At 39.2% G+C, this 22,369-nt stretch carries 17 protein-coding genes and 1 pseudogene; 15 read left to right on the top strand and 3 right to left on the bottom strand.

The features are described 5' to 3' along the window. Positions 1-27: 27 nt before the first annotated feature. The 10 genes from hsdR to AC2IP4_RS07060 all read left to right on the top strand — a co-directional run bounded on the left by hsdR (position 28) and on the right by AC2IP4_RS07060 (position 14,971). The gene (gene hsdR, locus AC2IP4_RS07105) at positions 28-3,477 is read left to right on the top strand and encodes a type I restriction-modification system endonuclease (protein WP_486310122.1); all 3,450 of its coding nucleotides are present in this window, start codon (positions 28-30) and stop codon (positions 3,475-3,477) included. Between the two features lie 81 nt (positions 3,478-3,558). Further along, complete coding sequence (locus tag AC2IP4_RS07100) at positions 3,559-5,049, top strand: class I SAM-dependent DNA methyltransferase (RefSeq protein WP_486310121.1); 1,491 nt, start codon at positions 3,559-3,561, stop codon at positions 5,047-5,049. Further along, positions 5,046-6,419 carry a restriction endonuclease subunit S gene (locus AC2IP4_RS07095; RefSeq protein WP_486310120.1) on the top strand — a complete coding sequence of 458 codons (1,374 nt, stop codon included), beginning with the start codon at positions 5,046-5,048 and terminating at the stop codon, positions 6,417-6,419. Before AC2IP4_RS07100 ends, AC2IP4_RS07095 begins: the two co-directional genes overlap by 4 nt. Before the next feature lie 7 nt (positions 6,420-6,426). Next, a complete protein-coding gene (locus tag AC2IP4_RS07090; RefSeq protein ID WP_486310119.1) occupies positions 6,427-7,578 on the top strand; it encodes an AAA family ATPase in 1,152 nt (383 codons plus the stop codon). Between the two features lie 14 nt (positions 7,579-7,592). Next, entirely contained in the window at positions 7,593-8,288 is a 696-nt protein-coding gene (locus tag AC2IP4_RS07085) for a hypothetical protein (protein ID WP_486310118.1), read from the top strand. Between the two features lie 189 nt (positions 8,289-8,477). After that, positions 8,478-10,118 (top strand): AAA family ATPase, encoded by a 1,641-nt coding sequence (locus AC2IP4_RS07080; protein ID WP_486310117.1) that lies wholly within the window; start codon positions 8,478-8,480, stop codon positions 10,116-10,118. Next, on the top strand, positions 10,118-11,248 hold the full coding sequence (locus AC2IP4_RS07075) for a hypothetical protein (protein ID WP_486310116.1): 1,131 nt from the start codon (positions 10,118-10,120) through the stop codon (positions 11,246-11,248). Before AC2IP4_RS07080 ends, AC2IP4_RS07075 begins: the two co-directional genes overlap by 1 nt. A gap of 14 nt (positions 11,249-11,262) precedes the next feature. Next, on the top strand, positions 11,263-11,700 hold the full coding sequence (locus AC2IP4_RS07070; protein WP_486310115.1) for a hypothetical protein: 438 nt from the start codon (positions 11,263-11,265) through the stop codon (positions 11,698-11,700). Positions 11,701-11,756: 56 nt separating this feature from the next. After that, positions 11,757-13,673, top strand: a complete 1,917-nt coding sequence (locus AC2IP4_RS07065; RefSeq protein ID WP_486310114.1) for an AAA family ATPase — start codon at positions 11,757-11,759, stop codon at positions 13,671-13,673. After that, positions 13,670-14,971 carry an McrC family protein gene (locus AC2IP4_RS07060; RefSeq protein WP_486310113.1) on the top strand — a complete coding sequence of 434 codons (1,302 nt, stop codon included), beginning with the start codon at positions 13,670-13,672 and terminating at the stop codon, positions 14,969-14,971. The genes AC2IP4_RS07065 and AC2IP4_RS07060 overlap by 4 nt, the downstream gene beginning before the upstream one ends. A gap of 83 nt (positions 14,972-15,054) precedes the next feature. Here AC2IP4_RS07060 and AC2IP4_RS07055 read toward each other — a convergent pair. Continuing rightward, positions 15,055-15,174 (bottom strand): annotated as a pseudogene (locus tag AC2IP4_RS07055) (type II toxin-antitoxin system RelE/ParE family toxin); the annotation flags it as partial. A gap of 30 nt (positions 15,175-15,204) precedes the next feature. Further along, positions 15,205-15,390 carry a hypothetical protein gene (locus tag AC2IP4_RS07050; protein WP_486310112.1) on the bottom strand — a complete coding sequence of 62 codons (186 nt, stop codon included), beginning with the start codon at positions 15,388-15,390 and terminating at the stop codon, positions 15,205-15,207. A gap of 217 nt (positions 15,391-15,607) precedes the next feature. Here AC2IP4_RS07050 and AC2IP4_RS07045 point away from each other — a divergent pair, with 217 nt between their 5' ends. Both AC2IP4_RS07045 and AC2IP4_RS07040 read left to right on the top strand, forming a co-directional pair. Beyond that, positions 15,608-16,039 carry a LysM peptidoglycan-binding domain-containing protein gene (locus AC2IP4_RS07045; protein WP_060990939.1) on the top strand — a complete coding sequence of 144 codons (432 nt, stop codon included), beginning with the start codon at positions 15,608-15,610 and terminating at the stop codon, positions 16,037-16,039. A 137-nt stretch (positions 16,040-16,176) separates the two neighbouring features. Then, a complete protein-coding gene (locus tag AC2IP4_RS07040; RefSeq protein WP_375322392.1) occupies positions 16,177-17,049 on the top strand; it encodes a DMT family transporter in 873 nt (290 codons plus the stop codon). An 85-nt stretch (positions 17,050-17,134) separates the two neighbouring features. On the opposite strand, the gene AC2IP4_RS07035 is transcribed toward AC2IP4_RS07040, so the two are convergent. Continuing rightward, complete coding sequence (locus AC2IP4_RS07035; protein WP_486310111.1) at positions 17,135-18,157, bottom strand: Mal regulon transcriptional regulator MalI; 1,023 nt, start codon at positions 18,155-18,157, stop codon at positions 17,135-17,137. A 249-nt stretch (positions 18,158-18,406) separates the two neighbouring features. Between AC2IP4_RS07035 and malX the strand changes: the two genes are divergently transcribed. The 3 genes from malX (at position 18,407) to manA (ending at position 22,337) form a co-directional block, all read left to right on the top strand. Further along, complete coding sequence (gene malX / locus AC2IP4_RS07030; protein WP_375322394.1) at positions 18,407-19,984, top strand: maltose/glucose-specific PTS transporter subunit IIBC; 1,578 nt, start codon at positions 18,407-18,409, stop codon at positions 19,982-19,984. 80 nt (positions 19,985-20,064) lie between these two features. Further along, positions 20,065-21,234 carry a MalY/PatB family protein gene (locus AC2IP4_RS07025; protein WP_375322395.1) on the top strand — a complete coding sequence of 390 codons (1,170 nt, stop codon included), beginning with the start codon at positions 20,065-20,067 and terminating at the stop codon, positions 21,232-21,234. After that, a complete protein-coding gene (gene manA / locus AC2IP4_RS07020) occupies positions 21,234-22,337 on the top strand; it encodes a mannose-6-phosphate isomerase, class I (RefSeq protein WP_375322396.1) in 1,104 nt (367 codons plus the stop codon). The genes AC2IP4_RS07025 and manA overlap by 1 nt, the downstream gene beginning before the upstream one ends. The last annotated feature ends 32 nt before the right edge of the window (positions 22,338-22,369 follow it).

The raw sequence follows: 22,369 nt of genomic DNA, 5'->3' as shown, positions 1-22,369 counted from the left end.
CTAAAATTAGCGAAAAGAGACTTTTGAGTGAAAAAGAGTAATTTTGAATTTTTAAAGCATCATGATGAATTACTGTTTAGGTTAGCTAACCGAGCAGAGCAATGTTATGTCCCTGATCCAAATACCACTTTAGTTAAGATACGCCAACTAGGTGAAGCATTAGCACAAAACGTGGCTGCCCGTGTTGGGGTTGAGTATGGCCGTGATGAAAACGGACGAGATATCAAACAGATCGACTTGCTGCGTAATCTCGAATACAAGTTAACGCTTGATCCTCGTATCAATGATTCTTTCCACACCATTAGAAAGCTTGGCAATACCGCTAATCATGACTTCACTTCTTCAAGTCACCGAGATGCACTTAAAGCATTAGTGTTAGGGCATGCACTTAGTGCTTGGTACCACACTTTATTTGGAGGCTCTTATGCCAAAGGTTTTAAGCCAGAACCGTTTATAAAACCAGAAGACCCTTCAGAACATGTGCGCCAACTTGAAGACAAACTACAAGCTTTAGAAGTTACCCAGAAACGAACCTCAGAACGTCTCCAAGTTGCTGAAGAGCTCAAACAAGTTGAAGCAGAAAAAGCAGAAGCTTTGAAACATCGTGCAGATCAAATGCAGGCGGAAAGCCAGCTTTGGGAAGAGGTGGCAACTGAACACGAATCAACATTAGCTAGTTACCGTAAAAAGATGGATGAGGCCAATTTAGCCTATTTAGCCAACTTCAATCAACAAGACAAACCAACGCAAGCCAAGGTTATTGAGCAAGTTGAAAAATCGCGCCTAGAACTCAATGAAGAAGAGACTCGTGTACTTATTGATGAGCAGCTTAATGACGCTCAATGGAAAGCTGACACGGTTAATTTAAGATACTCAAAAGGCTCTAGACCCGTAGCCAATGAGAATCGCGCTATTGCTGAATGGCCAACCTCATCAGGCCCAGCGGACTATGTTTTATTCATGGGTTTAACGCCTGTTGCGGTGGTTGAGGCCAAAAAGAGTGCTAAGAATGTTTATGGCGCAATAGATCAAGCTAAGCGTTATGCAAAAGGGTTAACCGCTAAAGGCGGAATCACAATTGAAACGATCTACGGTGAGTTTCAAGTCCCGATTGTGTTTGCTACCAATGGTCGTCCCTATTTAGAGCAGTTAGAACAAGAAAGTGGTATCTGGTTTTTAGATGTGCGCGATAGCGCTAACCGACGTCGAGCCTTGAAAGGTTGGTATACCCCTCAAGAAATTAAAACATACTTAAGACAAACGCCACAACAGGCTGAGCAAGAACTGGATCAAATGGGGTTTGATTATGACCTGAAGCTACGTGATTATCAGGTAGAAGCGATTAAGTCTGTTGAAGAAGCCATCAAACAAGGAAAAACCAAAGCGTTGGTAGCGATGGCAACAGGAACCGGTAAAACCAAAACGTGTATTGCATTGGTATATCGTTTGCTCAAAGCCGAACGTTTCCGCCGTATTCTATTTCTTGTCGATCGCTCAGCTCTTGGTGTACAAGCCACGACTGACTTTGGTGAAGTACGCCTAGAAAACCTAAATACCTTTGCAGATACCTTTGATGTCATTGGCATGGAAGCAGATAAATCACCCATTACCAAACCAGAAGATGATACCAAGGTTCATGTCGCAACCGTACAAGGATTGGTTAAACGTATTTTGTACCCGAACGATGGTGATACCAAGCCGGGTGTCGGTCAATATGACTGTATCGTTGTCGATGAATGTCACCGTGGTTACCTGCTTGATAGAATATTAAGTGACACCGAATTAGAGTTTCGTGATCAAAAGGATTATCAATCTAAGTATCGCGCGGTATTAGAATATTTTGATGCATTCAAGATAGGATTAACCGCAACACCAGCACTGCACACCGTCGATATTTTTGGTGAGCCAATCTTTAGTTACAGCTATACCGAAGCGGTGTTAGATGGTTATCTTAATGATCATCTTCCGCCTGTTCGCATTCATACTAAGTTGGCAGAGCAGGGCATTCATTATGAAGTCAATGAAGAAGTACAAGCTTACAACGTAGAAGACAACACGATAGAAAAATACAATACGCCCGATGAGCTCGATTTTGATGTCTCGCAGTTTAACCGTAAAGTCATTAGCCCAAGCTTTACTAAGCAAGTGACTAAATGGTTGATTGAGAGTGATTCGATTAACCCATACTCAGAAGCGAAAACCTTAATATTTTGTGTCACAGACAAACATGCTGATCAAGTGGTCGAAGCCCTAAAAGAAGCCTGTGAACATTATCACGGTGAAGTGGAAGACGATGCAATTCAAAAAATCACCGGAGCCAGTGATAAACCACTAGAAAAAATACGTCTGTTTAAAAATGACCGTCTACCTAATATTGCAGTTACGGTTGATTTATTAACTACAGGGGTGGATGTACCAAAGATCTGCAATCTTGTTTTTTTGCGCCGAGTAAATAGCCGTATTTTGTTTGAACAGATGTTAGGCCGCGCAACGCGTTTATGTGATGAAATAGGTAAAGGGCCATTTAGAATTTATGATGCCGTGGATATTTATACCCAGTTAGAAGACGTCAACAGTATGAAGCCCGTCGTTACCAATGTGAATGTGACTTTTACTGAACTTGAAAACGAAATGAAGCAACTTGACGAAGATGAGTTGCAAACACTGGCTAAAAATCAGTTTATTGCTAAGTTGCAAGTTAAGCGCCGTCACTTAACCGATGCTCAACGTGAAAACTTTGAAACCATCGTCGGACAATCGCCAGAAGATTTTATCCAAGACTTAAAGAACCGTCCTTTAAATGAAGTTGCCGAATGGTTTATTCATCATCCGGGGTTAGGGGAGTTATTGGATGCCAAAGTCACAGGGGGCGGAAACCGACCGCCAGTGATCATTTCTGAGCATGATGATGAAATTACTGGCATCACCACAGGTTACGGTGATGGACAAAAACCAGCCGATTATCTGCAAGCGTTCAGTGACTTTGTAAAAGCCAATAGCAATAGATTGATTGCTATTCAAACAGTTGTGCAAAAACCGTGGGAATTAACAAGAAAAAGCCTAAAAGAGTTAGCGTTAGAGCTTGAAAAAAACCGCTTTAGAGAACAAGATCTGCAAGTCGCGTGGAATGAAGTGAAAAATGAAGATATAGCCGCCAAAATTATTGGTTTTATTCGTCAAGCCGCATTGGGTGAGGCCCTTATTCCATTTGAACAGCGTGTCGATAAAGCACTCGAAACCATGTTGGCGAGCCAGCAGTGGAAGACACCACAAAAGAAATGGTTAGAGCTTATCGCCAAACAAATGAAGGCAACCACGATTGTTGATTTACCCGCGTTAGACCAAGGTATTTTTAAACAGCAACAAGGTGGCATTAAACGCGCCAATAAACTCTTTGAACAACCTATTGAGGATGTTCTACTTCAATTTAATAAAGCACTGTGGTTAGCGCCTCAGCAGCAAGCAAAAACGGCTTAGTCATCAATCTAGTTCTGTCATAAACACAGTGCTAGATTGTTGTATTAAAAGCCATTGCATTAATAACAAGGTACGTAATAAATGAGCACTCAAGATCTCGTCGCTAAATTGTGGAATCTATGTAACTTACTCCGAGATGACGGCGTGACTTATCACGAATACCTTAATGAGTTAACGTATCTGGTTTTCCTAAAAATGGTCGATGAAACGGGCCAAGATGAACTGTTGCCAGAAGGCTACCGTTGGGAAAACCTAGAAGCGTATAACTCAGCCACTCGCTTAGAAGCGTACCAACAATTACTTCTTCATTTAGGCACTAATGGCTCACTGATCACCAAAGCCATTTTTAAAGGTGCTAATACTGTTATTCGTAAACCTGCCACATTAAATAAATTGGTGGTGGAAATTGATAAGCTTGATTGGTACAACGCCAAAGCCGAAGGGCTAGGCGATATGTACGAAGGCTTGCTAGAAATTAACGCAGGTGAGAAAAAATCAGGCGCAGGACAATACTTCACGCCACGAGTACTTATCGATGTGATGGTCGAGCTAATGAAGCCAAACCTTGATGATGTGATTGTTGACCCAACCGCCGGTACAGGCGGTTTCTTGATCAGCGCGCATAACTATCTAAAAGAACACAACGATATTGACGGGCTAGATACCTTGCCATATGACAAATATCAACACGACACTTTCTTTGGTATGGAATTGGTGCCAGACACGCGCCGTCTAGCCATGATGAACCTGATGTTGCATGACCTAGCCGTTGATGATGAAAACTCAGGCATTCTATTTGGTGATACCTTATCCAACGAAGGTAAAGCTTTGCCTTCAGCGAGTTTAATTCTTGCTAATCCGCCATTTGGTACTAAGCAAGGTGGTGGCGTGCCAACTCGTGATGACTTAGTGCATTACACCAGTAACAAACAGCTGGCATTTTTGCATTTGATGTACCATAAAATGCTTAAACCGGGTGGCAGAACTGCGGTGGTATTGCCAGATAATGTATTATTTGAAGGCTCAACTGGGCAAACCATCCGTAAAGACTTGATGGAGAAGTGTAACCTACACACCATCTTGCGTCTGCCAACGGGGATTTTCTACGCCGCAGGGGTAAAAACCAATGTGTTGTTCTTCTCTAAATCAGAGGATGTAAAACAAGACAAAGGCCAGACCAAGAACGTGTGGGTGTATGACTTACGCTCAAACATGCCAAAATTTGGTAAGCGTACCGTACTGACTAAAAAACACTTTGAAGAGTTTTACCAAGCAGTAGGCAGTGATTTAATTCAAGTTGATGAAACGGCTCGTCAAGCCTTCATTAGCAATCATAAAGATGATGTAGATGGTTGTCGCTTACGTTGCTTTAGCCGTGAAGATATTAAAGCTAAAGACGAGTCGCTTGATCTAAGCTGGATTCGAGATGAAAACAATGAAGACGCTTCAAAACTGCCAGCGCCAGATGTATTAATAAACGAAGCACTGCTAGAAATGGCAGGGGCAATGGAAGAGCTAAAAGCGATTTTGGTGGATTTGGATTCAGCGGAAAGTGATGAGGTGACTCTGTGAGTGAGTTACCGAAAGGGTGGCAGTTAATTACGCTTAAAGAAGAGTGTACGTCAATAAAGGGGAAAAAACCCAAATCATTGGTAATCGAACAAAGTGAGTCTTTGGTTCCTTATGTCGATATTAAAGCATTTGAAAAAGGAATTGTTGAAAAATTTGCTGAATGTAATAGTGGGATCTTAGCTCAGAAAGACGATACATTGATGGTCTGGGATGGCGCTAGATCTGGTTTGGTTGGAAATGGTGTCAAAGGTGTAATAGGCTCTACATTAGTGAAAATAACAGCTAAGTATTCAAATACTCGTTATCTTCATTATTTCTTGAAGTCACAATTTGATCATATTAATTCAAATGCTAAAGGTACAGGAATTCCCCATGTAGATCCTGCTGTTTTATGGAGTATTCCTTATCCTTTAGCGCCACTAAATGAGCAAATTCGTATTACCAACAAGTTAGATTCTATTCTTGTCAAAGTCGATAAAGCTCAAGCTCGTTTAAATAAAATCCTTACAATTCTAAAACGTTTCCGTCAATCGGTATTGGCTGCCGCAACATCTGGGGAGTTGACGAAAGAGTGGCGCGAGAATTCAGTCCTCGTAGAGATCACTGAGGACTATATAGCCCCAGAATCATGGAATAGGTATACGATAAGTGAACTATCTATGTTAGTGACGAGTGGTTCAAGAGGCTGGGCTAAGTATTATTCACAAGAAGGCTCACTTTTTGTCAGAGCGCAGAATATTAATTCCGACAAGCTAAATCTTGATGATATAGCATATGTAGCTCTACCAGAAAAAATTGAAGGTAGAAGAACTAATATAGAGAAAGATGATCTTCTTATAACCATTACGGGGGCTAACGTAACTAAAGCCGCTAAAGTATATACTGAATTAGAAGATGCATATGTGAGCCAGCACGTATGCTTGGTCAAGTTGCGCGAGAAAGGCTCTGCTAGTTTCATAGAGTTATTTCTACATGATAAAGCTTCGGGAAGAGGCCAATTGGCTGAAGTAGCATACGGTGGTGGTAAGCCTGGACTTAATTTGGCTAACATTAGGAATTTGAAGATTGCTTTACCTCCAACTGAAGAGCAGAAAGAGATCATGCGGCAGGTTGAAAGACTATTGAATAAAGCCAACAAAGTCGAACAACAATACCTAGACGCTAAAGCTCGATTAGATCGCCTAACTCAGTCTATTCTAGCTAAAGCGTTTCGAGGTGAGCTAGTACCACAAGATCCAAACGATGAACCTGCGGAACAACTGTTAGAGCGTATCTTGAAAGAACGACTTTCTCAGCAACAAAAAGCAGATAAACCAAAGAAGACAACTAAAAAGCGTACAATCAAAACCAAAGTTGCAGACAAAGGGTAATACGGACATGAATCAATCACTCTCACTAGTCAATATCAAAGCCAATAACTTTAAGTCGTTGGTGGATTTTTCACTGCCATTTAGCAAGTTCAATTGTTTGGTTGGTTTAAATGGTTCGGGTAAATCGACGGTATTGCAGTTTATTGATTTTCTCTCTCAGCAGGTGAGTGGCGATATAGATGAGTGGTTGGAAAGCCGTCAGTGGAGTGCGAGAGATCTTAATTCAACGCTTACCAAACAATCCAATATTACTTTTTCTGTAGAGCTTGATTTCGCAGGCAAGCCTGTTATTTGGGAAGGCAGTTTTAACCGAACAGAACTGTACTGTACGGCTGAGAAAATCACTTGGAATGGCAAAACGCTGCTTAACGTTGCTGATGGTAAGTTCTCATTGCCAACAGAAGGTCTTCAAGCGCCTATTACTTTTGATTATCAAGGTTCTATTCTGTCTCAGCTAAGAAAAAATCAGCTGCCATTTGAATTAGAAGAGTTTAAAAACTTCTTCAAAGAGCTAAATGCACTAGACATGCTTTCACCCGATATGCTTCGTGACCAACACATCAGTGGTAAAACATTGGGTGCGGGTGGCAAGATGCTATCAAGCTTTATCAGTAACATGACCAAAGAAGAGAAAGCGAACTTAGTCTCAACTTTGAAAGAACTATACCCAAGCTTGATCAAAGTGGAAGCAACAGTTCAAAAATCGGTAGGGACGGTTAGGTTAGAAATAGAAGAAAAATTTGGAGAGAAGAGCATCAAAACGGAAGCCAGACACATCAATGATGGCTTACTACGTTTTATGGCGATCTTTGCTCAATTGACCAAAAAGCAAAGTGCGCTTCTGCTTGATGAAATTGAAAACGGTGTTAACCCAGAGCTTATCGAAAAGCTAGTGGACAGCTTAGTTGAGGCTAACACCCAAGTGATTGTCACCACTCACAGCCCAATGATCCTTAACTACATGGAAGATGAAGTGGCTAAAACTGGCGTTGTTTATTTGTATAAGAATAAAGCAGGTGCAACTCAAGCAATTCGTTTATTTGATATACCGTCGATGCAACGTAAATTGAAATTCATGGGCCCAGGTGAAGCCTATGAAGATACCATGCTTGAGAATCTGGCATCTGAAATTGCCACATTAACATCAATTGATAGCTAAAGAGGGCATTAAGCATGTATTTAGTTGTCAGTGGCGAAGGTGAAACCGACATCGGTAAAAGTAATGAAGCGATTGGACCACTCAGTAAACTGATTGATAAGTTTATTGAGCCACATTCTGGCTTTTCATTGTTAGAAGCAGAAATGCTTGAAGTGGTGCATGAAACTGAAATTACCCGTGTTTCTAAAGATAAAACTATTATTAAATCTCTTTCGAGAAGCGGTAAAAAGCAAGGCAAAGAAACTAGAGAGTTTTATCGTGCGGCAAGAGCATTAGCTCATGTTGCATCGAACCCTGAAAGACAACCTAGTCTAGCTGTATTATTCCATGATTCAGACAGCAATAAGTGGCCTGACTATCAATCAAAACGTCAATCTATGATTACTGGCTTTGAAGCTCAAGGCTTTGAAAATGGTGTTCCTTTTGTTGCTCAGCCTAAATCAGAAGCATGGTTATTATGTGCGTTAAAAAACGGCTATCAAAATTGCAGGGCATTTGAAGGACGTTCGGGCAATGACGATTCCCCAAATTCTTTAAAAGGTGAGTTGGAAACGCATTTAGGTGAACCCGCAACCCGAGTGAAACTCAATGAGCTTGTCGATGATGGCGAAATCGATCTTGCTCAAATCACAGATATGATATCGATGACTGATTTTCAAGAGTCGATGAAAGAAGTACTAGGGCGTATGTTAGGTAGGCCAATCGAATAGACATTTCATAATTACAAATAAGAATTAAAGATGAGATTAAATAGACTTAAGTTAGTTGGTAGATACAAATCGATCGTAGGAACAGAACAACAACCTTTCATTTAACCTTTAAGCCAAATAGCGAGAGCTATTCGCCGATATGTTTGGTTGGCTTAAATGGCTCCGGTAAATCAAACTTCATAGAACTAATTGCTGATATCTTTGGCTATGCGGATAGGTATATTCAATCCACAGTATGAATGTGCAGAAGATCTTACCTATGATTTTGAAATTGATTATCAAACTATTGTAGATGGACACAATTTTTTCATCAAAATCAAAAGCATTAATTCGAAAGTAAAAATGTACTCTTATCCAGATCTTGAGTACATAGATTTCCTTTCATTTGGCAATGTACAGAAAAATCGCTTTCAGGCAATGGCAGTGACAACAACTATTGATAATGAATATGATAAATTTCTCCCAGATAATGTTCTCGCTTATTCATCCGGTAATAACCAAGGGTTAAGTTCGGTCTTTGCTAAAACTCAACTCCAATATTTTGATGTGATCCGAAAACAAGGAGTCTTCTATCGAGAATATAAGCCTAGGTATGATGAAGTAATGGAAGAGCAGGATGCTGAAAATGATGCGGTTTGGGAAGGATTGTCAAAATATGTAAGCGGTGTTTACAAAAAGAATAAAGGGATATTTAGTATTCCTCGAGCCTATCAAGATAACCTTGAGACATACCTTAATTTTCCAGAGGAACCACTTGAGGCAATGGAGTCAAGTTTGCCTATTGGTTTATTTGTAGACCATTCCTTAAACGATGTATTTTTTGTTTACTTAATGGTTTGTCGTGGTGTAAATAAAAGTAAGTCTCAAAATTTTCGTAGATTCGTTTCTGATAAAGTTAATATTAATGGTGTGCGTAGCTTCGAAATTGATTTACGACTTACTGAATATAAAGAGTTTGAAACTGTAGGAAATATTGTCAGAAGGCTTACAGAGTTAAGTTGTGAATCGTTAGGGTTACCAGTTCCACTTATCGACGAAGATATAAGTTTTTCGCCAAAGTTACACTTTAAATTAGGTCGAAAGTTCTTGAAAGCGATGGAACGATTATACCTTGATGAAACTGTATTTTTACATCATTTGCTAACACTTCATCATTTAACTGCTAAAAGGTGGAGTTATGATGAAAAACGTGCGTTAAGAAGCAGTAAGTATGAACGAAACGTACCTAATGTATCTGGTGGTCTTATGCCAATGCGGCTCTTGAATATAGAAGTCTTGCTCAAAGATCCTCATGTAATTACCACCTATGACAGAATTAGTGATGGGGAACATCAGCTAATTCAGATCTTAGGGAGTTTGATTCTATTTGATCATCAACAGACATTATTTATTCTTGATGAGCCAGAGAGTCATTTCAATCCTGAATGGCGTATCGAGTTTGTCGATATTATTAACAAGTACGTTGATTTATCTAAATTAGAATTGATTATTTCTACACATTCTCCTTTTGTCCTTTCAGCATGTAAATCTGAGCGCGTGCTGCACTTTAAGAAAGACCAAGAAGGGTGTGTAGTAATTAATTCTATTCGTGGCAAAGAAACTTATGGCTCTTCTTTTGATTCATTACTCTCATCTGTTTTCGGGTTAGAGGTTCTTATTTCAAAAAGACCTCTAGATGAGATACGAGAAGTGCTATCGAAATATGACAATGGTGACCTTACTAGTGCAGCAGCTCTTGAACAATTAGAGAAGTTTGGCCAATCATTCGAATTAAATTACAGACGAAACAAAATTCGACGAGAGCTGGATGAGCTGGGAGATGAAGAATAATGCTCTGGTCTGTAGTAAAGCCACCTCAATTAAGTTTGTACTGGCTTGATGAAGTTCACAAAAACTTCTATCAGTTGATGTTCCAAGAAGAAGAGGTTGAGGATTGTTTTCCAGCAGAATTCCGGACAGTTCTTGATGCAAGTGCGAAAACAAATGAATACTTCAACTGCGTTTATCGGGAATATAATCGGTTATCTGTTGAGCATAAAGAGTCTTTTCGACAAATATACGACCAACAGATAGGAATTCTACCGATCTATTCTGATGTTCAAATCGTGCTATTGAAGCCTAACGTTAAAACCCCGAGTACAACAGAACACAAAGATTTGTGGAGTGCATGTAAAAAACTAGGGGGCTATTTGTATTCAACTACGTTAGGTTTGCAGTGTTTTAGCAATGCATTGGATGATAAGTTTGGTGAGGTTGAATTCTCAGACATGCATGAACACTACCAAGAGTTTAAGAGGCTAAATACTCCAATATGTTCATTTTGTGGCTTGTCACCTATGACGGCGGAAGTTCTAATTGAACCTGAAGATGGCGCGGATCTTCCAGAAGAAAAGCAGAGACGTGCTTCATATGACCATTATTTGCCCAAAGCCCATTATCCGTTCTTAGCGGTAGATTTCAATAATCTTGTCCCTTGTTGTGATACATGCAATGAAGATTTTAAAGAAGAAAAGGACGCGCTTAGTGAAGAAGGTGATCGCACTCTATCCTTCATCCCTTATTCTCAAGAGCAAGTGCGCCTCCAGGCTTCATATAAGAAGAAAAGAGGGGATTTCTATAAGATGCGTGTGGCAATTTTAGAGACTGGCTGCGCTCTTGAAGAGAAAGGAAAAACGTGGGACCGAGTTTTTGGTGTTTTAGGGCGTGTGAATCATTTGATGGATGAGTCATTTACCGAGGAGTGGTTAGCTCCGTTGTTAGCTGATGTGGAGCGAGTTGATATCGCTAAAGGTAAACTACAACGAGAAGCCGAGAGACTGGAGCTCATAAAGACTTCTAGGAAAGAGGTTTATTACAAATCTTTAAGTTTTTCACACCTGGCCGGTTCAGACGATGAAGTTGTCGAAGATCTACTTCTGGCGATTAAAGACATCTATGAACCCAGACGTAATGCGTTATAAGTAAGGACTAAAAATTGGCTATATATTGTGGCGACAAGAATTCTGCTCATTTACTTACCAACATGTCGGAGTTCAAAGAGCGTTGTTTAATTCAAGGTCGCTCTCTGTTCACTGAGCTCGCCGTGTGGAATTCACCAACCTGCCAAGAGCTCATTGATTATTTTGTTGAAAATTTAGATGAAGGTGACTTCTTTGAAAAGTTAGAAACTCAACTGGCAGGCGCTTCTCCAGAAGCGAAAGTACTTGCGTCTGAAATGCTGTGGTTGATGTTTCTTTGCCCAAGTAATACTGGTCCTGAATCTAAGCGCAAAAGCATTGAACGCGTATTTTCGTGGAGTGGATATGAGGTTACTACAGAATCGAGACAAAGATACCTCTCTGACAGCGCTTTAACTGGAATTGGTAGTGCTGGCACCGCATACAATACACTTCGCTGGCGTGAACTTGTTTAGTTATCCGCTTAGTTGAAGCTTTGCTAAAGCTCTCTGAGCTGGAGAGAAAAGAGCTTTTGAGTGATGTTGAACGGTTGCCTCGATGGTTGGAATCCATTCCAGAAAATGGTTCGAGACAGTTTCGTCATATGTTTTTGTACCTGTTGTTTCCAGATGCCCATGAGCGCATTTTCGGTAGCACGGATAGAAAGTCTATTTTAACGACTTTATCAGATATCACGAGTGCTCAATATAACCGAATGGATACTAAGGAAGCTGACGCTAAACTGTTGGCGCTAAGGCAATCATTTGAAGCTGAGTACGGTACTCAAGAACTTGATTACTATGTCGAGCCATTACGCTCAAAATGGAAACAGCCTAAAGCAGCTTTAACTGGTGACATAAAAGAACCAGGGCAGGAGTATGATGTGAAGACTAATGACGTAAACCAAACGCTTAATACAATTTTATATGGTCCTCCAGGCACAGGGAAAACATACACCACAATTAATAAAGCATTGCAGATTGTGGCTCCTGATTTTTATCTTAAAAATAAAGATGACCGTGAAAAATTGAAATGTCGTTTTGATGAACTCTTGAATAATAATCGTATTGGATTTGTGACCTTTCATCAAAGTTTTAGTTACGAAGATTTTGTTGAAGGCCTTAAAGCATCAACGACAGAAGATAAGCAGATTAGCTATGATGTTGAAGATGGTATTTTCAAAAGTATGTGTAATTCTGCAAGCGTAAAAGCAACAGTTAATACTGAACAACAAGCGTTAGATATATTCAATAGAAAAATCTGGAAAATGTCATTAGGAGATACTTCTGGAGAAGACGCTTTTATATATCAGCAGTGTATTGAAAATAATTATGTTCTTTTAGGCTACGGTTATGACATCGATTTCTCTAATACATCTAATCGCAAAGAGGTAATTGAAGCCTATCGTACTAATGAAGTTATTATTGAAAAAGAAAACAGTGATTACAGAGTCACATCGGTAAATAACTTTAAGAACGAAATGAGTATTGGTGATTTAGTTGTCATTTCTGATGGTAATCGTAAGTTTAGGGCGATTGCTGAAATTACGAGTGATTATATCTTTGATGAAACTTTAGTGAGTGATAGTGGGTATTCTCAAGTAAGAAAAGTAACTTGGCATCGAGTGTATGAACCGTCATTACCTGTAGATGAGTTATTCAAAAAGAACTTATCTCAAATGACATTATATCGCCTTTATGGCGCAACTATTGATTTAGATAAGTTACAGGGTATCTTTTCAGTCCCTTTGATAGAAGAAAAAACAGAAATAAACAATGATCGTGTACTTATCATTGATGAAATTAACCGAGGTAATATCTCTAATATCTTTGGTGAGCTAATTACATTGATTGAACCAAGTAAGCGTAGTGGTGGTTCGGAATCTTTGTCTGTGAAGTTACCGTATTCAAAAGAGACGTTTTCTGTACCATCAAATTTGCACATCATTGGTACGATGAATACCGCAGATAAATCACTGGCACAGCTCGATATCGCACTTCGTCGTCGTTTTGAATTTGTTGAAATGATGACAAATTACGAGTTACTTAAAGGAATTCCAGATATCGAAGGCATTAACGTTGCTAAGCTTGTAAAAACCATGAATCAACGTATTGAATTGTTGTATGACCGAGAGCATACGATTGGTCATAGTTTCTTTTTACCGTTACTTGGTAACCCAAGTCTACAATTGTTAGCAGAGATCTTTGAATTACAGATCTTACCGCTATTAGAAGAGTACTTCTTTGAAGATTGGGAACGTGTAGGGCAAGTACTAGGTGATCATTTAAAAGATAACCATGAGTTACGTTTTGTTATTGAACAATTTGGTAATAGTGAGATCGCCGAGTTAATGGGTGATGATTGGGAAGTGCAAGGAATACAGTCTTATTGCCGTAATCAAAAAGCATTTTTAAACCCTCAAGCGTATATCGGTGTTTATATTCGATGATAAGCACAAAGAGCAATTCTATTGTTAAGGTGCGTGAGTTTGGTTTGTTGCTCAATGGGGGCGACAAATCAGACATTGATTGCCATTCAATCAAGAAAAAAGCATTTGAATGGTTATTAGTGAATGGACAAAGTGCTAATGATAAATCAGTTGAATTAGTTAGAGTCAAAAAATACGGCAAAGAGATAGCGCTTCAAGTGGTTAACTATGTTGGAGTGTTAGAAACACCTTGTGGCACTCGTATTGAGATTCTACCTAAGATATCAGATCAACATGATTCAGAGGCGGCGAAGAAAGTATTATTTAAAATGCTTTCAACGGTAAATAAACTGTCTATGCAGCAATTTGAACAATCTTCTTTAAAGACAGTAAAACTGCCATTGTTTGAGGTTCTGATAGGGTATTTTTTAAAAGAGGTCGCTGATGTTGTTAAACGTGGTATTCGTAGTGAGTATAAACGTGTAGAAGCAAAAACACCGTATTTGAAAGGGCAACTTCAAACATCAAAGCAGCTTCGTGAGCGTCCGGGGTGCCAAAATCGTTTTAACGTATCTTATGATCAATTTTCCTCTGACCGATCAGAAAATAGATTAATACATTCAGCATTGAAGCAAGTGCTTAAATGGACGAAGAACAATGAGAATCATCGTTTAGGCAAAGAGCTATTATTTGTCTTTGATGAGATCCCATTATCATCGAATTATTCTTTAGATTTCAGAAAGTGGTCTGTTGATCGCTCGTTAGTTCACTATCGGAGTGTGAAGCCATGGTGTGAACTAATTTTGAGTTATCAATCTCCAATTGCTTTGTCTGGTGCGTATAAAGGGATTTCTTTTTTATTCCCAATGGAAACTCTGTTTGAGAGATATGTGGCGATAAAACTACAAAAAGCTCTGCCGCCACATTTGAAGTTAAAAACACAAGCAAGCAGTCAGTCTTTAGTTTCTCATACTCCACCTAATGCAGAGAAAGAGCAGGGATGGTTTAAATTAAAGCCTGATATTGTGATTAGTGAAAAGCAAACCAATAAAGTGGTTTGTGTCGCTGATACTAAATGGAATCGGATATACGAGAGTCAAGGAACTGCTAAAGAGAAATATGGAATAAGCCAAGCCGATATGTATCAAATGTTTGCTTATGGTCATAAATACTTAGAAGGCGAGGGAGTAGTGTATTTAATTTATCCTAAGCATGCTCAGTTCAATGATTCGTTAGAGTCATTTAAATTTAGTGAAAAGTTAACGGTTAAAGCAGTCGCGTATGATTTAGATTTAGATAAGTGTGACGTTTCTTTTTAAAGTAAGGGCAATCATTACATCGGATTGATTGTGCTAACTAGGCTAGGTAGGTACTTTATATTGATTAGCCCAATCGAATAAGGTTAATCAATCGGAAACTTTTGCTTTTGGTGGAGGACGCGCATTATTTTAATACTTTCTCCATCAATCATGTATGAAATAATCATTGATATTTCAGGAATAATGAGTAATCGCCCTCTAACAAAGCCTCAACCTTCTTCCCAAAAGATCATTTATCTTTGGCCTCGAATTCGAGCTTTCCGCTCAGCCATTGTTTCTTTTGCTTCATTATGATTAATAAAGTTAGCTTTTCCTGAGTCTAACTTATCTAAAGCTAAATTCACTTGTTCAATTAAGTATTGCTCGTGTGATAACAATTTAGCTTTATCATTAACTCTGAATCGAATTTTAGTATCCATAATTTAGCCCTTAAGAGTAGGTATGCATAAATGTTAGCGTAATTTTGAGTGCTAGCAACCAATATGGACTTTTTGCTGAACTAAACTTTTATTTATAAATAACTGGCACCAAACAAGCAAAATCCACTGATAAAGCTATTTATTACTTGTGCATACATCTTATTTTTATGACAATGGTCGAAGTTATTTGGCAAACAGATGAAGTTGTGAGAAAAGTATGAAACAGACAAAAAATATTATTCTAGTCGCGTCGCTAATGTCTACATTAGTTCTTACTGGCTGTGCATCAAATGATGAACTTATTGCTCAGCAAAAAAATCAGACAGAACAAATAAGCGCCCTAGAATCAAAAGTAGGTACGTTAGAGTCTAAAGTGAATACACTAGAAACTGAATTACAATCACAAAAAGACACTGACAGTGAAATTTACCAAACGGTTCGCAAATTAGATGCTGAGCAAAATGAGCTTAAAGCTCAAGCGCAAAAGCAAGTTGATGAAGCGGTTATGTATTACACAATCAAACAAGATGATACGTTATACAGCATTGCAAGAGAGCAAGGTATTGCATTAGAAGATTTACTTCAATTGAATCCTCAAATCGATAACCCTAAACGTCTGCTTATTGGCGATGTAATTAATACTAAATAGTCATGTTTTAAAGAGGTTATAACTTTACGAAGTTCGGCATCTTAATATCTATAAACTATTTAGCATAAAAGAGCATGTTGGTTGTAATCACAATATGCTCTTTTTTTATTTTCCTCATCATTACTATAAGCCCTTTTATGCTAACTAAATTCCGTGCAGAGCCTATTTTAATTATAACCACTCTTTTGGCTGGTGCTGGGTGGGTTTTCTCAAAACAAGCAATTCAAGAGTTGCCTCCGTTTGGCTTTATTGGCATTCGTTTTGTCATGGCATCGCTGTGTTTATTGCCATTTTGTTTTAGCGCGTTGAAAAGAGCATTATGGCAAGATTGTGTTCGTTCAATGGGAGTTGGCGTATTGCTTTCTGCCGCTTTATTCTGTTGGATCCATGCAATATCAATCAGTGATACTTTAGGTGAAGGGGCGTTTATTATGAGCCTCTCTATGCTGTTTGTTCCTTTACTTGCATGGCCATTGTTTGGTAATAGGCCACCAAGAGCATTTTGGTTCTCTTTACCCATTGCGGTTTCTGGTTTGTTTTTATTGGCATGGAACGATGGTTGGAATGTATCGGCAAGTCAACTATGGTTTATTTTTGCGGCAGTAGGGCTTGCGACGCATTTTAATTTCAACAGTAAATACTCAGCAAGCTTGCCGCCCATTTTATTAACGACATTGCAATTATTCATGGTTGGTTGTTTAGGTGTGGTGTTATCACTGTTTTTAGAAACATGGCCACAAGAGGTGAGCTTAGTTACGTGGAAGTGGGTGTTACTAAGTGTGTTACTGGCAACCAGTTTACGTTATTTATTGCAAACGATAGGACAAAAGTGGGTAACTCCGACTAATGCAGCCATCTTAATGTTACTTGAACCTATTTGGACAATGCTGCTTAGTGTTTGGATATATGATGAATCAATGCCGTTGAATAAACTGGTTGGCTGTGGTTTATTGCTTCTGTCTTTGGTTTTCTATCGCTTTAGTCAAGTGAGGCATAAACTGCGTTCATAGTATCAGATGTTTGGGCTTATAATTACATATTACTAACCCAAACTTTTCTCTTTTATATGTAATTTTTATTTATTAAAACAGATAATTAAGCTGAATCACGAGCAATTAATTCTGGGTTTAAAATCAGACTTTGAGGTGCGCTGTCTTTATTGTTGATTTGATGAATTAATCGATGTCCTGCTTGTCGGCCAATGTCTCGAATAGGGGATGATACAAAGGTGAGTGATGGTTGAATTAATTCAGCTTCAGGCACATCATCAAATCCTATGATAGCGATTTGTTGCCCAATATAATTATCTTTACCCACACTGCGATTAGAGCGATTAACACCGTATACCGCGCCAAATGCTGTTGATGAATAATGGCAAAGTATGGCGGTGATTTTTGGGTTTTTATTAATTAGTTGATTTACAGCTTCTGCGGCAGCGGTTTGACTTTTATCACATTCGACTACCCATTCAGGCTTAAGGGGCAAACCAAACTGCATGAGTGTACTGCAATAACCCCCTAAACGTTCGGCTCTGCTTAATGAATCACTTTGTCCGCCAACGTAAGCAATTTGGCGATGTCCTTGTTTAATCAAATACTCAGTGGCGATTTTAGCCGCTTGCATATTATCTGGCCCAACAAAGTCAATTTGTTGTCCTACTTTTGCTCGAGCGACACACACTAGCGGTAAATTTAAATCTTGTATTTTTTGGACATTAGGAACACCAATGTCACGGATAGGGCAAAATACAATCCCACCCACATCTTGTGCGACCATGGTCTCAATGCATTGATCAAATTTATCTTGATTTGTGCCTGATTGGGTAAGAAAAAGCATATAACCTTTTTCTTCTAATACTTCACTTAACCCTGCCGCAATCTCGGCATAATAGGGATCACTAATATCTCTTAGAACCAATCCAATTAATAGTGACTGTTTTGAGCGTAAGTTAGAGGCTGTACGGTTTTTAATGTAACCAAGCTCTTGTACCGCTTGATTTACTTTTTGAATGGTTTCAGGTGAGATCCGTCCTTTATCGCTCAGTGCCATTGATACGGTTGTTACTGAGACGCCAGCGCGTTTTGCAACATCCTTAATATTTGCTTTTTTGTTTGTCATAGCACTTCTTTTACCGCGAATTAGATAAAACGTTTTACCTAATAAAACACATTTATTGCCGTCATTCTAGCGTAATTATCAATCGAATGGAAAAAGATCGTGATCACTCGCACAAGATTATTGGTAAAACGTTTTACCCATATTTGTCAGGTGTATTGTATTGACCAAGATTAAGAGAAAATTTAAATGAATGAAGACGTTTAAATTACTCGACGGTATTTATTTTAAGTGTTCAATTAAGGATATTTTATGCAGCAAAAAGCGAATAAAACGACTTTATGGGAGTTCTTACAAAGCTTAGGTAAAACCTTCATGGTTCCTGTTGCTTTACTTGCGTTCTCAGGGATATTGCTTGGTATTGGTAGCTCTTTCTCAAGTGCTGCATTAAAAGAGGCGATGCCATTTTTTGATAATGTTGCTTTTCAGTATTTATTTATATGGATGACAAAGATTGGTTTAGTGGCCTTTATTTATCTTCCCGTTATGTTTGCGATTGCCATTCCTATGGGCCTTGCTCGTGAAGAGAAAGGGGTGGCGGCATTCTCTGGTTTGGTTGGTTACGCGGCATTAAATTTAGCGGTTAACTTCTACCTAACAGTGAACGGAGTACTGGATAGTGAAGTGCTACGTGAAGCTTACGGTGTAAAATCTATCTTAGGTACTGAATCGATTGATACCGGTATTTTAGGGGCGGTTATCGTTGGTATTATCGTTGCTAAGCTGCATGTTCGCTTCTACACGTTTAAAATGCCTGATGCATTAGCGTTCTTTGGTGGTGCTCGTTTTGTTCCTATTATTTCAACGATTACGTTAGGTATTGTTGGTTTATTGGTTCCTTTTATTTGGCCTTACTTTGCGGCTGGTATTAACGGTATTGGTCACGTAATTGCAGGTGCGGGTGATTTTGGTCCTTTCTTATTTGGCATGAGCGAACGTCTACTTTTACCCATTGGTCTTCATCATATTTTAGTTGCGCTTATCCGTTTTACTGAAGCGGGCGGCACGATGGAAGTGTGTGGTGATACGGTATCTGGCGCATTAAATATTTTCTATTCAGAGCTTTCTTGTTCTGAAACTCAAGGCTTTACTCCATCGGTTACTGCTTTCTTATCTCAAGGTAAAATGCCTGCGTTCTTGGGTGGCCTTCCTGGTGCAGCTCTAGCGATGTACCACTGTGCTAAAGTTGAAAACCGTAGCAAGATTAAAGCGTTGTTAGTATCTGGTGTGGTTGCTTGTATTGTTGGTGGTATCACTGAGCCTCTTGAGTTCTTGTTCCTATTCGTTGCTCCAGTTTTGTATTTTATTCACGCAATTTTAACTGGTCTTGGCTTCATGATTATGGGAATGCTAGACGTTACGATTGGTAACACCGATGGCAATATTATTGATTTCTTAGTATTTGGTGTACTTCAAGGTCTGTCTACTAAATGGTATCTAGTTCCTGTGGTTGCAGGTGTCTGGTTCGCGGTTTATTACTTTGTGTTTAAGTTTGCGATTCTTAAGTTCAACCTTAAAACCCCGGGCCGTGAAGCGGAAGACGTTGCGATGTCTAGAGAAGAAGCGGCGATTATTGCAACTGCAGGTGGTAAAGGAAAACTTATCCTTGCAGCACTGGGTGGAGCAGAGAATATCACGTCATTAGATAACTGTATTACACGTTTACGCATGACGGTTGCAGACATGAGTTTGGTCGATGATGCTCAGCTAAAACTGTATGGCGCTCTTGGTGTGGTTAAGCTTGATGAACATAGCTTACAGGTTGTTATTGGCGCACAAGTTCATATTGTAAAAAATGAGATGCAATCCTTAATGTCAGCAACGGCTTAATCTTTATAGGTGGAGGTTCTCTCCACCTTTTTCACATTCTTCGTATTTTAATCTTATAGAAATGAGCTTTTGGAGCCGCTATGTTTAATTTCTCTGAGCAAATCAATCGTAAAGGCAGCTACTGCACTCAATGGGATTACGTTGCTGATCGCTTCGGTGAGGCCGATCTTTTGCCATTCACAATATCAGATATGGATTTTGCTGCGCCACCTGTGGTTATGAATGCACTAAAATCACGAATGGAACATCCTGTATTTGGTTATAGCCGTTGGGATCACTGCGATTTTAAAGGGGCGATCACTGATTGGTTTAAGCACCGTTTCAATGCTGAGCTTGATGGTAAGCATCTTGTTTATGGGCCATCTGTTATTTACATTATTTCTCAGCTGATCCGTCAATGGAGCAGTGCAGGTGAAGGTATTATTATTCATATCCCTGCTTATGATGCCTTTGATAAAATGATTTTAGGATTAGAGCGAACCATTATTCCAAATCAATTATCTCCTTCTTCAGATGGTTATCAAATTGATTGGAATGTATTTGAAGCTCAATTATCCGATCCGAATAATACGGTTTTATTGTTGTGTAGCCCTCATAATCCGACAGGTAAAGTCTGGAGTGCTGATGAGTTGAAACGCATGGCAGTTCTTTGTGATAAGTATCATGTGGCAGTGATCAGTGATGAGATCCACATGGACATCTGTTTTAAACCTCATACGCCTTGGCAAGGCTTTGGAATGGGAACTCGTTGGGCTTTAGTTAGTTCAGCATCAAAGTCATTCAATATTCCGGCGCTTAATGGCTCTTATGCTTTTATAGCTGATGATGTTGCAAGGGAGCATTACCTATTTAATCTTAAACAAGTGGATGGGCTTTCTTCTCCTTCTATTCTTGGTGTTATTGGTTTAATGGCTGCCTATCAAGAAGGGGGTCCTTGGCTTGATGAACTGAAGTCATACTTATATGAGAATCATCGCTATGTTCAAGAGATGTTGGCGAAAGAGTTACCAAGTATTGGTTATCAAATCCCTGACTCTACGTATCTTGCATGGATTGATCTTTCTTCTTTATCACTAGATATGGATGCATTAAATCAGTGTTTAATTAAGAACCATAAAGTTGCCATCATGCAAGGCAGTACTTATGGGGTTGCAGGGAAAGGCTTTGTAAGACTTAACTTAGGTTGTCCGCGCATAAAAGTAGAGCAAGGATTAACAGCACTTATTTCTGCAATTAAAGAGTTATCCTAATGAATACCGTATATAACGTTGAAGCAGGGCAGCGCCATTATCAATGGGGCTCTCACTTACTTTATGGGTTGTTTGGGCTTCCGATTAAAGATGATAAACCGTTGGCTGAGTTGTGGCTGGGTGGGCATCCATCGTTGCCTTCTAAAGTTCAACTTGAGGACCGTTCTTGGCAAACACTAGATAAGTTTTTAGAGCAAAAACCGCTGAATTTTTTGTTTAAAGTATTGAGTGCCTCTCAGCCTTTGTCTCTTCAAGTTCATCCGAATAATACTCAAGCGAGAGAAGGGTTTGAGCGTGAAAATGCACAGTACATTCCTTTAGATGCACCACATAGAAATTATAAAGATGCTTACGCGAAACCTGAAATGGTCATGGCGCTGTCACCTTTTAAAATTATGGTGGGATTTAAAAAGCTAGAAGATATTACGGATAATCTTAGTTTGATTCAGTCGGATGCATTAAACGTTATCTTACAAAGTGACGCATTTAATCATCAGACATTATTATTATCACTATTGCAATTAGCACAAGAAGATAAACAACAGATCATTGCACAGGCATTATCTATTGGGATTGGTCACAATGATCCAATGTGGCAGCAATTGGTTGAGCTTGCACATTATTATCCAAGTGATATTGGGGTATTAGCGCCACTTTATATGAACTGCTTAACTCTAGACCCTGGTGAGGCGATGTATTTACCGGCAGGTACTATTCATGCGTATACAAAGGGCACTTGTATTGAGTTGATGGGCTGTTCAGATAATGTATTACGAGCAGGCCTTACTCCAAAATATATTGATACCGCTGAGTTAATGGCTTGTACTCAATTTACTTCGTTTATCCCTGAAAAGTTAGCACCAATGCTTGTTGAATCAGAACAAATATTGCAGCCAACAGAGACCGATTTCGGATTGGCATTATGCCAAGTTACTGAGCATGAGCAATCTTTAACGGTGACGTCTCGTTCAATTTTATTGGTTGCTAAAGGGCGTGTTCAATTTAATGACACTGTGTTGTTAGCAGGGCAATCATTATTCATTGAATCAGGTACTTATCAGGTGTCTGGTGATGGATTATTAGTTCGGGCTTTTGAATCTTAATAACCATAAGAGCCGGTAATGTTACCGGCTTT

The organism is Aliivibrio thorii, assembly GCF_057368585.1.
This window is presented reverse-complemented; position numbering and strand designations above follow the sequence as displayed.